This is a genomic window from Bacillus sp. GS3m_15504, assembly GCF_055825275.1.
The window spans coordinates 1,742,487-1,755,962 of the sequence record NZ_JBVVNL010000001.1 but is presented as its reverse complement, the minus strand read 5'-3'; the positions used below and the strand labels follow the sequence as shown (position 1 = coordinate 1,755,962).

Below are 13,476 nucleotides of genomic sequence, written 5' to 3'. Positions count from 1 at the left end.
TATTTGAAAAATCGTTGATATATTATGATTGGCTTACTTTCCCTTAAGCCCTCGATATAAAGCAGTCCGTAACTCTTGTTTGTATTCTTCAATTTCTGGCATATCGAGCTCTTCTGCCAGCCTGATAGCTAATTCAATATCGTACGGTACACGTACGAGTTGGATGGAAAAGCTTGCTGCTTCTTTTTCATTGTAAGTTCCTTCGAATATTAAATAAGAAGCTTGTGTAATTTCAAGCGGATTTCCTACGCTACCAGCGTTACATAACGTTTTGCCTCTGAAATTTTGAACGAATGCTTGGTGAACATCACCGTAGCAAACGACATCTGGTTTTCTTTCTCCTTCTATATTCTCTGTGAGATCACTATTTTCGAACATACTAATACGTTCTTCTCTTGAAGCGTGTGGTTGAATTCTTTCATATAAACTTCTAGGTGAGGCGTGGAACATGCGAATGAGTTTTCCGCTCATAAAAAATTCGATCGAAAATGGTAAGCTTCTTAAATAGTCATTTTGTTCTTCCGATAATTGTTTTTGATGCCATTTTAACGCTTCAAATTCAGTCGGTTTTGTTATAAAATCATCCCAGTTTCCCATTACGACTACTTCACATTCTTTACGAATGATTTCAATTGCTTCACTAGAATGAGGGCCTTTTCCGACTAAATCTCCAAGGCAAATTATGCGTTCAATTCCTCTCAATTTAATATCTTGCAGTACAGATTCTAAAGCTGGAATATTACCATGTATATCTGAAATTACCGCAATTTTGTCCATATGTATTCCTCCTTTATTTATTAAATTCACTTGATTGGTACCATTTTGGAATATAGGATGAAAATTGATTATGATCTTCTAAAATTTGGTTCAACCTTTCCTTCATATCATCTACTAAATGCGGCGTGCTTCGGTTTGTCCAAACGATATCCGCTGGGAATGTCATTGCTGCATATAATGAGTACAGTTTCCAAAAATGAAGTGACGGTTCGCCTCCGCAATAACCGTGAACTTGTCCAACCGCAAATGGTTTGCTTATTCTTATAGTAAAAATCGCTACGTTATAAAAATCGTGTATCGGATCGCCAAAATCATATCCACCAAAATCGATAACGATAAATTCCTTATTATGAATCATACTATTTGCTGGATGGAAGTCATCGTGTAAAAATGTAATTGGACGATTTTTCAATAATTGTTTATGCTCCCCTACAAATCTTAAAACTGGCTTTAAATCAAGGAAGTCTATTTCATAGTTTGCTAACGCCTCTACGTATCTTTCGTATTTCTTCCATCGAACCGTTTCCCAGGTATCACTTGCACTTTCTTTTTCTATCGAGTGAATCCTCTTTAATACTTCTCCTGCTTTTCTTCCTGCATGATACTGTTCTTCCGCCGATAGCTTCCTTAAACCTTCTTCACCATTTACACCTTGGATCCATTCAAATACTTGAACACATTTATTTAATTCCTCAAGTTTTATGAAGTGAATTAACTTCGGCGTTGGAATATGTAATAACTCTAATTGTTTCATATACGTATATTCTTCTTGTTTACTTTCAAAATGAACAGCATCACATACTTTTACAAAATATGTTACTCTATTTTCTAATTTTATTTTATATTTCTCTTCATGTGAAAAACCTTTTGAAATAGCTGTACACTTTACAATACGACGCCATTCTAGTTTTCTCTCTATCTCTCTAAGCATTTCTTCCAAAGCGTTCACCTCTATCAATATATGTACAAACTACCTAACACTTCATACTCTCGTTTATTTTCCCCTTTAAATTCTACTGCAAATGGATATTCGCCATGATTCTTCAAATATTGTAGTACTAGCCCTTTCCCAATTGGTTCACAAAACTGTACTTGAATGTCACCAAACGATACACTTTGACACTCCGCATTCCATTCTTCATTTTTCACAACCGAGCTTGCAGTTAACTCCATTACTTCTTTCCATTTCTGCACCGTTTCTCGAACATTTTTCACCGCGTAATGAACCGTTTCAATTTGTTGTACCTTGTTTTTATGTTCCGTGATTGTTCCAATGTTACGTAAATCTTTTCTTCTTTCTTCATCTGTTTCATTCCACTGTATAAAGAAAGGTAATTTCGGCCCGTTCTCTTCTTGCTTTACAAATAACATTTTCCATTCTAAAAGGCGGCCATCTTTTCTCATACGTTTCCCTTCAAATGGTCCTATTGTTTGTAAACCGTATTTACTAAACTTATCTGCTAACTCTTCAATGGCATCTGTTCGAATTGCGATTTGTAGCATCCCTTCGCCATCTTGTAATTTCACTACCGTTTCTTGTACTAACGGATTTTCTGCTTCTTTCGCTTTTTCTTCATGTTGAACTGCTAAAAATTCTATGTATGATAAATCAAAATAACTTAAACTATTCCAAGTACCCCAAGTAGTATGCTCTCCGCCTAGTGCGGTATGAAATCCAAGCTCCTGCATTTGTTTTGCCGCTTCTTCCGGTGTGCCATGAACTGCGTGAACGAGATGATCAAATCGTAACATGTCTTTCTCCCCTTTCTCTCCATCCTTTTATTGTATATTTTATTTTTCTTTCGTTCAATTCAAAAAACTTTAAAACCTAGTTGATTTATACGATTAATATGTATTATAATGAAACAAATTTCAATATTGCTGATTGGAAAAACCAAAGGCACTTTTCTCACACGGGAAAAGTGCCTTTTTCATTTACTATTACAGGGGGATTTTTTATGCAGAAATTAATTATCTTTGCTATTATTGGATTTTTCGCTCAATTGATTGATGGGGCACTTGGAATGGCGTATGGGGTAACATCTACCTCACTATTATTAATGTTTGGTATCGCACCGGCTGTAGCTTCCGCTTCTGTTCATTTAGCTGAAGTTGTTACAACCGCCGCTTCTGGTGCATCTCACCTCAAATTTGGAAACGTTGATAAATATACCGTTTCCAGGCTTACATTACCAGGAGCAATTGGTGCATTTGTTGGGGCATGTTTTTTAAGTAATTTACCTGGCGATGTCATTAAACCGTACATTTCCTTATTTTTATTTACTTTAGGAGTTTATATTTTATTACGATTTATTATTCAAAAACAAATTGTTACTTCAAATAAACGTATGTCAGCTAAACAACTTGTGCCGCTTGGCTTATTCGCTGGATTCGTTGATTCAACTGGTGGCGGTGGCTGGGGACCGATTACGACACCTGTTCTTCTAGCAAGAGGAAATGAAGCGAGAAAAGTTATCGGATCTGTAGATACGAGTGAATTTCCTGTTGCATTAGCTGCAACAATTGGCTTCTTCATCTCGCTTGGCTGGGAACAAGTAAGCTGGTTTTGGGTATTTGCGTTAATGCTTGGTGGTATTGTCGCAGCTCCAATTGCTGCATGGCTAGTACGCATCGTACCATCTCATTTACTTGGCGTATTAGTTGGTGGTCTTATTATCTTTACAAATATACGTACACTACTTACTACTTTTAAAGTAGATCCAACTATTATCTCACTTTCTTACGTGGCAGTTGGTCTTGTCGTTATTATTTCTATTTTCATTGCTGTTCGTAATCATTCCAATCGTTCTAACGCATCAACAGCCCAATATCCGAATGATCAAAAACAGATGCTACCTTAATTACTAAAAAACCGCTCAACTTACTTCGAGCGGTTTTTTTCTATTTTCCAATTCATCATTGTTTCTGTCGAATCTACTCTTTTCATATGTAACTTCTCTAACACACGAATCGAACCATAATTATCAAGGAGCGTCTCTGCAATAATCGTTTCTACCTCTCCTGTCTGAAAAGCCCAATCTATTAGTTCTTGTACAGCTTCTGTCGCATACCCTTTATTCCAGTATTTCTCAATAAATCCGTAACCAACTTCTACTGTATGTTCCTCATTTGGTTTCCCTTTAAAACCTATATCACCTAGAACGATGTCATCTTCTTTTCGAATGACATACCACGCGCCCCAAGGTAATACATCCTTATTTTGTTTTACATTTTCTACATGCCCTACAATATGTGGACCACTATTATATCCTTGCTCGTTAGCAACGTGAATACTCTCTTTTGTACACGGTACTATATAGAGCCTTTCTGTTTCTAATTTCATTTTGATTTCCCCTTTTTTGCTTACACGTTACTCTAATTATATCAAAAAATATGACCTGATTATGAATGTCGAATTATATTTTCTGAATTTTCTTTTAATTTTTGAAGGGTTTTTCAATATTTTTTGCGAAACATTTGTATAACAATTTTTTCTTTGCTTATTGTTACATAATAGTAGGTTCGGGTGGAGTTTTGCAAGCGTTTCCTATACAATAACCGATATTTTTTGATTTTTTCCTACAAAATATCTTGCAATATATTCAGAAACTCATTACAATTGCCATATATTAAAAATCTTAGCAATATATAAATCCTCATCAATCCGATGAGGTAGAGGTTGCGACTTTTAAGAGTAAAACGGACGAGATACAGAGAATGTCTAAGACTCCGTTTGAAAGGAAAAGTTGCCGAAGTTTATATTTCTTCTCTGGAAATATGAGCTGGGGCTGTGTCTGAAAGGAACAGAACTGTCACGTTTACAAAATTACCGTGTAAACGTGGGGTGCTATCTTAACGGAAGGGTATGATGGGGTGGTTATTTGTGAAACGTTCCGCCAAATTCCTTTGGCGGTTTTTTGTATTTTTCTCCCCCGCTCCTTCCTATCTTACAAGAAAAGGAGTGTTGAACATGAATAGCGCAACGAATCAAACTACCTCTCAAACAGAAACTACAAAAGGAAAAGGTGAATTAAGACGCGGTCTAAAATCAAGACACCTTACGATGATTTCTCTCGGCGGTACAATTGGTACCGGACTATTTCTTGCCAGCGGTGGTGTCATTCATTCAGCTGGACCTGGCGGCGCATTAATTGCATACGCCGCAATTGGAATTATGGTTTACTTTTTAATGACAAGCTTAGCCGAACTCGCAGCTTACATGCCTGTTACTGGATCTTTTAGCACGTACGCAACAAAATTTGTTGATCCATCACTTGGCTTTGCACTTGGATGGAACTATTGGTATAACTGGGCAATTACTATCGCTGCTGAACTAGCGGCTGTAACATTAATTATGAAATTTTGGTTTCCAGATACTCCTTCCCTCATTTGGAGCGGATTATGTTTAGCTATTATTTTCCTTTTAAACTACTTATCTGTTAAAGGATTTGGTGAATCTGAATATTGGTTCGCACTTATTAAAGTAGCTACAATTATTATCTTTTTAATTGTCGGGTTTATGATGATTTTCGGAATTATGGGCGGCGAAACTGTTGGATTTAAAAACTTCACTGTTGCAGATGCACCATTTAACGGCGGCATCATGGCAATTATCGGTGTATTTATGGCAGCTGGTTTCTCATTCCAAGGTACTGAATTATTAGGTGTAGCTGCTGGTGAAACATCTGATCCAGAGCGTAATATTCCAAAAGCAATTCGTTCGATCTTTTGGCGTATCCTTTTATTCTATATCCTTGCGATTCTCGTTATCGGTTTATTAATTCCTTATACAACTGAAAGTCTTGCCGCAAGTGATGTAACAGTAAGTCCATTTACACTTATTTTTGAAAAAGCGGGCGTTGCCTTCGCTGCTTCTGTTATGAACGCTGTTATTTTAACGGCAGTACTATCTGCTGGTAACTCTGGTATGTATGCATCAACTCGTATGCTTTGGGACTTAGCTCGCCAAGGGAAAGCACCAAAGTTTCTTGGTAAATTAGATAGCCGCGGCGTACCTGTTAACGCATTAATCGTAACATCGATTGTCGGTAGTATCGCTTTCATTGCTTCTTTATTCGGTGACGGTGTTGTATACATTTGGTTATTAAATGCATCCGGAATGTCTGGCTTTATCGCATGGGTTGGAATCGCAATTAGTCATTACCGTTTCCGCAAAGCATATATCGCACAAGGAAAAGATTTAAATGACTTACCTTATAGAGCAAAATGGTTCCCATTCGGACCAATCTTCGCTTTTGCACTTTGCGTCATCGTAATTTTAGGTCAAAACTACGGCGCATTTATGGGCGAATCAATCGATTGGAACGGCGTACTCGTTTCTTACATCGGTTTACCACTCTTCTTAGTACTTTGGTTAGGATACAAATTTACGAAAAAAACAAAAGTCATTCCACTTGATAAATGTGAACTAAAATAAAGTGAAACGAGCAAACAAATTTGTTTGCTCGTTTTTTATTGCAAACCTCTTTGCTTCCCTATTGCCCCTGTTTTTGCAATAATAAAGGAAATATAAATAAAGGTTGGGATACAATGAACATTCGTATTACTGATGAGGCAAAAGCAGCTATACATAGATTAGAACGTGAAGATAAAAAAATCATTCGTATTAGAGGGACAATGACAAACTCTTGTAGTATTTTCGTTGATGTCGATTTAATTTGGGATACATATGTTGCAGATGATGTGGTATATGAAGATGCAGACCTTATCGTACAAATGGATACATTTACGAAAGACTACACTGGTGATACGGTGAAGCTTGATTATAAGACGACAGGTTTTAGTATTACAACTCCGAGTGAGACTTTAGTTTATGGATTGTCGATTAAAAAATAAAACTTGTTTTCAACTGACCAATGAGGTGAAAAAATGGGTAAATATGTTCCGCTAAAATTTTTGTTTAACGAAGAATTAGCAGAAAAAATGGCTGATTCTATTTGTAAACACGATCCTACTTTCTCTAAAAGAAACTTTGTGTCTTCCGTAACATGTAAAGTTGAAAACTTAGAGTTAAAGCAGCGTATTGAAGTAATGGCAGATGAATTACACAATGCTTTACAAAAAGATTTTAATGAAGCAATACATATATTACTGAAAACATTAGGCCCAGAAAATACAACAGAGGTAGGCACGTTTACAAACGGATATATGCACATGCCTATCGCAAAATACGTTGAAAAATATGGGCTTAACGATTTTGAATCCTCTTTCAACGCCATGTATGAAATAACAAAAAGGAATACTGCTGAATATGCCATTCGGCCTTTTCTTGAAACATACCATGAAGACACACTAAACATATTACAAAAGTGGATTCATGATAAAAACAGCCACATTAGAAGATTAGTTTCTGAAGGTACAAGACCAAGGCTTCCTTGGGCTAAAAAAATAGGAGCTCTGAAAGGTGACTTTAAGTACAATTTACAGCTTCTTGACCCTTTAATGGATGATCCTTCTAAATATGTTCAAAAATCTGTAGCTAATCATATCAATGACATTACGAAAGAAGATAAAGAACTCGTTTTTCAATGGTTACAGCAATTACGTGATAAACAGCATCCAGTTAATCCTTGGATTATAAAACATGGGTTAAGAACGGTAATAAAAAATGATACTTTACCAAAAGATTTTTATTTTTGAGTATTTTAAACAAAAGTCCTTATACTTCAAAAATGAAGTATAAAGACTTTTTCTCTCTCAAACATTATCCTTGCCTTAAAATATTTTGAAACATTTTCGGCTTATTTCTTTCAAAACTTTCTATTAATCCTTTTCCAAATATCGTTATACTCTTCTCCCAAGGATGACCTAAATACCCCCACTTAAAGTCCTTCTGAATAAAAAAGTAGTAATCTCCATTCGGAAATATTGGTATGCTCCACTCATCAAATTCATTTCTTTCAAACTTTAAGTGAGGATTCACCCAATAACACTCATGTTGCCAATCTAGTGCCATTATATATTCATTCGATACTGTATTTTCCTTAAACACTTGTAACGCTTTATCTTCCAAATCGTCATACACATCTAAATCTACCAATTCTCCAAAGTAATGAGAAATATTATATGTAATAAAAGGACTTGGCACCTTAAATGATGGAAATGTAGAAACACTTGGTGAAAACTCAAGTTCACTATATAACTTGTTCCAAATTCGATCATCCTCTTTGTCTGTAAACTCCATCCAGTTCTTCATTAAACAACACCTTCCCATGTAAGTTCAAAGGATTTTTACTCTATAATGCCGAATATATAAATAACCATTCTCACAAGGAGCGAATTTATATGAATCTATTCGAGCACGAAACGTAAAACCGCTTATCTTTCATAAGAGGTCCTCCCTTTTTCTTTTCTCATCATATCATTCATTTATGAAATAGGAGGAAAAATTTATGAAACGTGATCCATTATTTTTAACTTTATTAGAGAGTGCAAATACAAACTTTAGTGGCTGGGATTTTTCTTTTATTTCAGAAACTGGCCGAATGAAGAGCGAGCCTTTATCATGGTCATACGGCAGTACTGCTTTCCAGCTTATGCAGCGTGCAGAATCAATGCTCGATATGGGTACTGGCGGCGGAGAGTTTTTATCTATGTTACAACCATTCCCGCCAACTATTTATGCGACTGAGGGTTATGCTCCAAACTTGCCAATTGCTCGGAAGAAATTAGAGCCTTTAGGAGTTACAGTCGTCGAAGTGATTAATGATACTGCTTTACCATTTCCAAATGGTCAGTTTGATTTAATCATGAATCAACATGAATCATATGCTGCCTCTGAGGTAAACAGAATTCTTTCTCCTAATGGAATGTTCCTTACACAACAAGTTGGTGGTCTCGATTGCGCTGAACTTAATGAACAGTTTGACACACCACTAAATAGTGAATTTGCAAGTTGGTCGCTTGAAGCGGCATGTAATGAACTACAGGAAAATGGATTTACTATCTTAGAAGCAAAAGAAGCATTCCCTTTCCAACGCTTTTATGATATTGGCGCTATCGTCTATTATTTAAAAGCAATTCCGTGGCAAATTCCTGATTTTACTGTCGAAAGATATTATGAGGAATTATATCGTATACATGAAATTATCTTACAAAAAGGATATTTTGATGTGAAGCAACATCGCTTTATCATTAAGGCGATTCGCAGCTAACAAAAAGGAGATTGGCTTTGCCACCTCCTTTTTGCCCCGTTTACGTATGTTCTCTACTCTTTCATGATAAGAATAGTTATATCATCCCACTTCTTATCTAATTGCAATCTACTAGATTATAAAAGTGATTGTTGTCATATTTTTTCTATTGAGAAACGAGTTGTTTTTCATACCATTTGTTCACATCATCATCTGTCAAAAATGAAGTTGTGTAATGAATAATATTCCCGTTATCATATGTGAATATATGCTCTAACTTATTTTCTTCTGTTAATACTATTGGTAAGTATTTTGGTAAATTGCTAACTACACCTCTATTATCCTTATTTAATATCCAATCAATTTCTTTCCATTCTAATAATCCTTCCGCCGTACTTACTGGCGTGTCCATATGTACCCCATCTGGCAGATCAGCAAGGAATACATACATTCCTTCACGCCCCTGAGACTCGTCCTTACTTTTAAAAACGACATTCCCTTTATACGTTACACTTGGAAGATCTATGCCTGTTTCTTCAAGCGTTTCTCTAATTATTCCTTCATATGGCGTTTCATTATCTTCAATTTTTCCACCAACACCATTCTACATTCCCATATTTGGCTTTTTATTTCTATTCAATAAGATTATTTATTTCCTTTTCTAATGAAACAAATTGTGTACTTATACATACGTTTCTTTCCTTTCTTTTTCCCCTCATCTAAAAATTTAAACAGCATTTTGATTAGACTTGCTGCATAAAAAAATACTTATTATACAAACAACTGGTTTTTTAATGAGGTATTTTGCTCATTTTTATTCAAAAACATTCTCCTTACAATTATATTTCACATAATATATTGTACAACTTTCGTTTCAGAAAGGAGTGTTCAAAATCGATAACATAAGCAGCGAATTTTTAAAACAATTTTACGATAGTCGAGTCTGGTTATATGATACACATTGGCTTGGAGTCCCCATTCTCAAACTTCCTTCTGATCTTTTTTTGTATCAAGAAATGATTTACGAATTAAAACCCGATTTAATTATTGAATGTGGCACTTGTTATGGTGGTAGCGCACTGTATTTAGCTTCCATTTTAGATTTAATTGGAAAAGGTCATGTTCTTACTATTGATATATTTCCACAACCAAATCGTCCATCCCATGATCGTATTACGTATTTAACAGCTTCTTCTGTTTCAGTAACCGCTGTGCAAACAATATTAAGTATGCGCAAACCTGATGATGTGATTTTAGTTATTTTAGATTCTGATCATAGTAAAGAGCATGTAGCAAAAGAATTGTTGCTTTATAAATCTATCGTTACTAAAGGCAGTTATATTATAGTAGAAGATACATCTATTAATGGAAATCCTGTTTCTCCTGATTGGGGACCTGGCCCAATGGAAGCTGTTGAAGAGTTTTTAGCTACAAACAACAATTTCATAATCGATGAATCTAAGCATAAGTTTTTCATATCGTTTAACCCAAAAGGTTTTTTAAAGAAGATAAAGTGAAACGTTAATAAGTGGGGATAGAGAAACCCCCACTTATTCTATGATCTTCATTTTTGAAAAAGGATAATATACAAATTCCACTTTGCCTATTATATTATCTTCTTCAATATATCCTAAACCGTTTCGACTATCTCTACTAAGTTCACGATTATCTCCCATTACAAATAATTTATTTGGTGGGATTTTTGTCTTTTGAAAGTTATAAAACACTTGCGTATTATTGAATAAATCTTTATTTGTATACGGTTCTTCTTGTTTTTTATCATTTACATATACAGATCCATTCGTTATGTTAATTACGTCACCAGGAAGTCCTATTACTCGTTTTACATAATATTTCGATTCATCCTCTTCCTTTATAATGACAATTTCTCCATGCTCTAAATCGGAAAAATGTACTGCTGCTTTATTTACAAATACGTAGTCTTCTTCATATAAAGTCGGTTGCATTGATTTCCCTTCCACTTTACATAAAGTAAAAGAATGATAAGCTACTACCAAAACAAACACGAAGAGTATGTATTTCCCCCAACCTCTTTTAATCTCCTGTTTCATATCCATTCCCACCTTATTCAAACGCTTTTTAAATCAAAAAATATATCACTGCACCATATATCTCCATGCAGTGATACTATTTTTACTGGCCCTTGTTCGGCTGCTCTACTGGGACTGGATTTCCACCTGCTCTTTTCGCTTTCAATTCAAAATACGCATCCAAAATCTCTTTACCAATCGCGGAATTAATTCCTGATTTGTCATCATTCACCCATGGTACAACAACTGAAAAAGCTACTTCCGGATCAGCATCATACGGCGCATAACCGGCAAGAGTTAAATTATAACATTTTTTTCGATTATTGTTTTCATCTCTTCCAATTTCACTTTCTCCGCCATACACAGTTTCAGCTGTCCCTGTTTTTCCAGCTGGTTTATACGGTAATCCTTTAAACGTTGCAGTACCTGTTCCGTCATTCTCTTGAAAAACTCTTCTAAATCCTTCTTTTACATGATTAATGTATGAAGTGTTCATATCTACTCGATTTAAAATAACTGGTTCAATAGATCGAATAACTTTTCCAACATCCTCTGGTCTATGTGGTTGCTCTCTCACTTCTTGCACAATTTGCGGTTTCATTCTGTAACCACCGTTTGCAATGGTTGAAATATATTGAGCAAGTTGAAGCGGCGTATATGTATCGTATTGTCCAATCGCATAATCAAGTAAAAAACCCGGTATGTTATCCGTTCTACCCATTTGACCAATCGATTCATTCGGCAAGTCAATACCAGTCGGTACACCTAAACCAAATTGTCTAAAATAGTAGCGCATTTTATTAAATGTTTCTTGTTTAATGTCTAATGGATTGTTTGGCACATAATTTATACCTGCCATTTTTAATGCTGTATTAAACATATATACGTTTGATGAAACTTGTAAAGCTCTTAAATCATCAATATCACCAAAGTCTTTCCACGATTTCTTCGGCTTAGAGCTTCCTTTAAAATACATGGGTGCATCAAAGAAATGCGTATACGGCTTAATTGTGTCAGTTTGATAGCCGGCTAATAATGTAGCCCCTTTCACAGTTGACCCTAACTCATAAGAACTTGTCATCGTCCCTAAAGCATAGTCTTCTATTTGCATCCCGCCATCTTTATTTACAATTTTCTTTCCTGCCATCGATAAAATTTGACCGTTTTTCGGATTCATCATTACAACGAATGCACGATCCATCATCGGCTCTGCAGAATGAAATGCTCGTAAATTCTTTTCAAGACTTTCCTCTACTTTTTTCTGTAACTCCATATCTACTGTTAACATTAAATTATTTCCACTTTTTCCTTCAGTCACTTTTTCTGTCCGGATTATATTTCCTGCTTTATCTGTAATGCTTCTAGATTGCTCTTTCGTTCCATGTAATGCGTCTTCATATTGCTTTTCGATGTAACTCTTACCAATGCGGTCATTTCGGTTATAATCACGCACTAAATAATAATCTAATTGTTCCCTTGGCAATCCTTCATTTTCAGTAGAAACGCTACCAAGAATAGAACGAAGTATTTTATCATTTGGGTATTCACGTTCCCAGTCTACTGTCGTATCTACTCCGGGCAAGCTTGCCAATCTTTCACTTACGACTGCATATTCATTTTGACTTACATCTTTTTTAACAATTTGCGGCGTCATTTTATATCCCGCATTCATTTTGCTTTTAATTGCTAGTACTTCTAGGTCTTCTTTTGAAAGTTCGCTTAATTCTTCTTGTGTAATTCTTTCCCTACGTAACTCTTCAACTTTTTTATCTAATTCTTTCCCTTCTATCTCCTGCTTCCTAAATTTACTCTCATCTTCTTTCGTTACTTTTTCTGCTGCCCGCTTTTCATTTAACTGCATCCAAAAATCCTTTTTATCTGTTTCTGTTAACTTGTCTATATCCTCTGGCGACATTTCAATTAACTGGGCTAACTGTCTTGCTACTTGTAAAACTTCTTTCGAATCTACTCCTTTCATTTTCGTATATGTAACGGTTCGTAGTGGTTTATTATTTACAATCACCTGACCTTGTCGATCGAACATTTTCCCTCTAGGAACAGGTGTACTTACCGTTACGTCTTCCTTTTTATTCACTTCATTTCTATACGTTTCTCCATCAATGATTTGTACTTTACCTAATTGAATTATAATAGCTGAAAATAAAAGAAAGACGATAAAAAATAGTACATTTAACCGAAAAGGAATATGAGTCTTTTTCTTTTTCGATTGTTTCTTCTGCTCCTTTTTCTGTCTCATTTCGCTCCCTCGCTTCATTCTATTAACATTTCTACATGGAACCATTATGTATCAAATTTATTTATATGATATATATAGAATTTTATATTAATTATAAAAGAAATAAAAGATTTAATTTTCAGTTTTTTAATTTTATATCCTATTTATTACCATTCCCTTAATGCACAATAACATGAATATTATTCTAAAAGAAAAATGGTACAAATTTATTTTTATACCATTAGTTTACATTTATTTG

13 protein-coding genes, 1 pseudogene and 1 riboswitch are annotated in these 13,476 nt (G+C 35.1%); of the genes and pseudogenes, 6 read left to right on the top strand and 8 right to left on the bottom strand.

Features of this window, described 5'->3' with window-relative positions; genetic code table 11:
- Positions 1-33 precede the first annotated feature (33 nt).
- Genes AC0L0O_RS09175 through AC0L0O_RS09165 form a run of 3 tightly spaced genes read right to left on the bottom strand, consistent with a single transcriptional unit; the run spans position 34 to position 2,529 of the window.
- Positions 34-777: a metallophosphoesterase family protein gene (locus tag AC0L0O_RS09175; protein WP_001982141.1), complete on the bottom strand. Its 744-nt coding sequence runs from the start codon at positions 775-777 to the stop codon at positions 34-36.
- Between the two features lie 13 nt (positions 778-790).
- Positions 791-1,717: an aminoglycoside phosphotransferase family protein gene (locus tag AC0L0O_RS09170; protein WP_001982341.1), complete on the bottom strand. Its 927-nt coding sequence runs from the start codon at positions 1,715-1,717 to the stop codon at positions 791-793.
- 14 nt (positions 1,718-1,731) lie between these two features.
- Positions 1,732-2,529: a VOC family protein gene (locus AC0L0O_RS09165; protein WP_000943339.1), complete on the bottom strand. Its 798-nt coding sequence runs from the start codon at positions 2,527-2,529 to the stop codon at positions 1,732-1,734.
- A 98-nt stretch (positions 2,530-2,627) separates the two neighbouring features.
- Here AC0L0O_RS09165 and AC0L0O_RS09160 point away from each other — a divergent pair, with 98 nt between their 5' ends.
- On the top strand, positions 2,628-3,638 hold the full coding sequence (locus AC0L0O_RS09160; protein WP_002036594.1) for a sulfite exporter TauE/SafE family protein: 1,011 nt from the start codon (positions 2,628-2,630) through the stop codon (positions 3,636-3,638).
- Between the two features lie 20 nt (positions 3,639-3,658).
- On the opposite strand, the gene AC0L0O_RS09155 is transcribed toward AC0L0O_RS09160, so the two are convergent.
- Positions 3,659-4,120 carry a GNAT family N-acetyltransferase gene (locus tag AC0L0O_RS09155; RefSeq protein ID WP_000764639.1) on the bottom strand — a complete coding sequence of 154 codons (462 nt, stop codon included), beginning with the start codon at positions 4,118-4,120 and terminating at the stop codon, positions 3,659-3,661.
- 322 nt (positions 4,121-4,442) lie between these two features.
- Positions 4,443-4,635: riboswitch (Lysine riboswitch) on the top strand.
- Between the two features lie 112 nt (positions 4,636-4,747).
- Between AC0L0O_RS09155 and AC0L0O_RS09150 the strand changes: the two genes are divergently transcribed.
- From AC0L0O_RS09150 to AC0L0O_RS09140, 3 genes are all read left to right on the top strand, one after another.
- Positions 4,748-6,214: an amino acid permease gene (locus AC0L0O_RS09150; protein ID WP_001083409.1), complete on the top strand. Its 1,467-nt coding sequence runs from the start codon at positions 4,748-4,750 to the stop codon at positions 6,212-6,214.
- Between the two features lie 113 nt (positions 6,215-6,327).
- Positions 6,328-6,633 (top strand): iron-sulfur cluster biosynthesis family protein, encoded by a 306-nt coding sequence (locus AC0L0O_RS09145; protein ID WP_001026183.1) that lies wholly within the window; start codon positions 6,328-6,330, stop codon positions 6,631-6,633.
- Between the two features lie 33 nt (positions 6,634-6,666).
- A complete protein-coding gene (locus tag AC0L0O_RS09140) occupies positions 6,667-7,437 on the top strand; it encodes a DNA alkylation repair protein (protein WP_001982241.1) in 771 nt (256 codons plus the stop codon).
- A 64-nt stretch (positions 7,438-7,501) separates the two neighbouring features.
- Here the strand turns inward: AC0L0O_RS09140 and AC0L0O_RS09135 are convergent, their stop codons facing one another.
- Positions 7,502-7,993 (bottom strand): DUF2716 domain-containing protein, encoded by a 492-nt coding sequence (locus tag AC0L0O_RS09135; protein ID WP_000800537.1) that lies wholly within the window; start codon positions 7,991-7,993, stop codon positions 7,502-7,504.
- 196 nt (positions 7,994-8,189) lie between these two features.
- Here AC0L0O_RS09135 and AC0L0O_RS09130 point away from each other — a divergent pair, with 196 nt between their 5' ends.
- Positions 8,190-8,951, top strand: coding sequence for a class I SAM-dependent methyltransferase (locus tag AC0L0O_RS09130; RefSeq protein WP_000817591.1), 762 nt, complete (start codon positions 8,190-8,192; stop codon positions 8,949-8,951).
- Positions 8,952-9,096: 145 nt separating this feature from the next.
- On the opposite strand, the pseudogene AC0L0O_RS09125 reads toward AC0L0O_RS09130, so the two are convergent.
- A pseudogene (locus tag AC0L0O_RS09125) lies at positions 9,097-9,620 on the bottom strand (NUDIX hydrolase).
- 194 nt (positions 9,621-9,814) lie between these two features.
- Here AC0L0O_RS09125 and AC0L0O_RS09120 point away from each other — a divergent pair.
- Positions 9,815-10,447, top strand: a complete 633-nt coding sequence (locus AC0L0O_RS09120; protein ID WP_003161750.1) for a cephalosporin hydroxylase family protein — start codon at positions 9,815-9,817, stop codon at positions 10,445-10,447.
- Positions 10,448-10,480: 33 nt separating this feature from the next.
- Here the strand turns inward: AC0L0O_RS09120 and lepB are convergent, their stop codons facing one another.
- The gene (gene lepB, locus AC0L0O_RS09115; protein WP_000806883.1) at positions 10,481-11,002 is read right to left on the bottom strand and encodes a signal peptidase I; all 522 of its coding nucleotides are present in this window, start codon (positions 11,000-11,002) and stop codon (positions 10,481-10,483) included.
- Positions 11,003-11,084: 82 nt separating this feature from the next.
- A complete protein-coding gene (locus AC0L0O_RS09110) occupies positions 11,085-13,238 on the bottom strand; it encodes a peptidoglycan D,D-transpeptidase FtsI family protein (RefSeq protein WP_001249209.1) in 2,154 nt (717 codons plus the stop codon).
- Positions 13,239-13,476 lie beyond the last annotated feature (238 nt).

Bases quoted from the DNA above. Each gene is read 5' to 3' on its own strand.
- AC0L0O_RS09135 (WP_000800537.1), bottom strand. From the start codon at position 7,993: ATGAAGAACTGGATGGAGTTTACAGACAAAGAGGATGATCGAATTTGG.
- AC0L0O_RS09160 (WP_002036594.1), top strand. From the start codon at position 2,628: ATGTATTATAATGAAACAAATTTCAATATTGCTGATTGGAAAAACCAA.
- AC0L0O_RS09145 (WP_001026183.1), top strand. From the start codon at position 6,328: ATGAACATTCGTATTACTGATGAGGCAAAAGCAGCTATACATAGATTA.
- AC0L0O_RS09140 (WP_001982241.1), top strand. From the start codon at position 6,667: ATGGGTAAATATGTTCCGCTAAAATTTTTGTTTAACGAAGAATTAGCA.
- AC0L0O_RS09175 (WP_001982141.1), bottom strand. From the start codon at position 777: ATGGACAAAATTGCGGTAATTTCAGATATACATGGTAATATTCCAGCT.
- AC0L0O_RS09110 (WP_001249209.1), bottom strand. From the start codon at position 13,238: ATGAGACAGAAAAAGGAGCAGAAGAAACAATCGAAAAAGAAAAAGACT.
- lepB (WP_000806883.1), bottom strand. From the start codon at position 11,002: ATGAAACAGGAGATTAAAAGAGGTTGGGGGAAATACATACTCTTCGTG.
- AC0L0O_RS09155 (WP_000764639.1), bottom strand. From the start codon at position 4,120: ATGAAATTAGAAACAGAAAGGCTCTATATAGTACCGTGTACAAAAGAG.
- AC0L0O_RS09150 (WP_001083409.1), top strand. From the start codon at position 4,748: ATGAATAGCGCAACGAATCAAACTACCTCTCAAACAGAAACTACAAAA.
- AC0L0O_RS09165 (WP_000943339.1), bottom strand. From the start codon at position 2,529: ATGTTACGATTTGATCATCTCGTTCACGCAGTTCATGGCACACCGGAA.
- AC0L0O_RS09130 (WP_000817591.1), top strand. From the start codon at position 8,190: ATGAAACGTGATCCATTATTTTTAACTTTATTAGAGAGTGCAAATACA.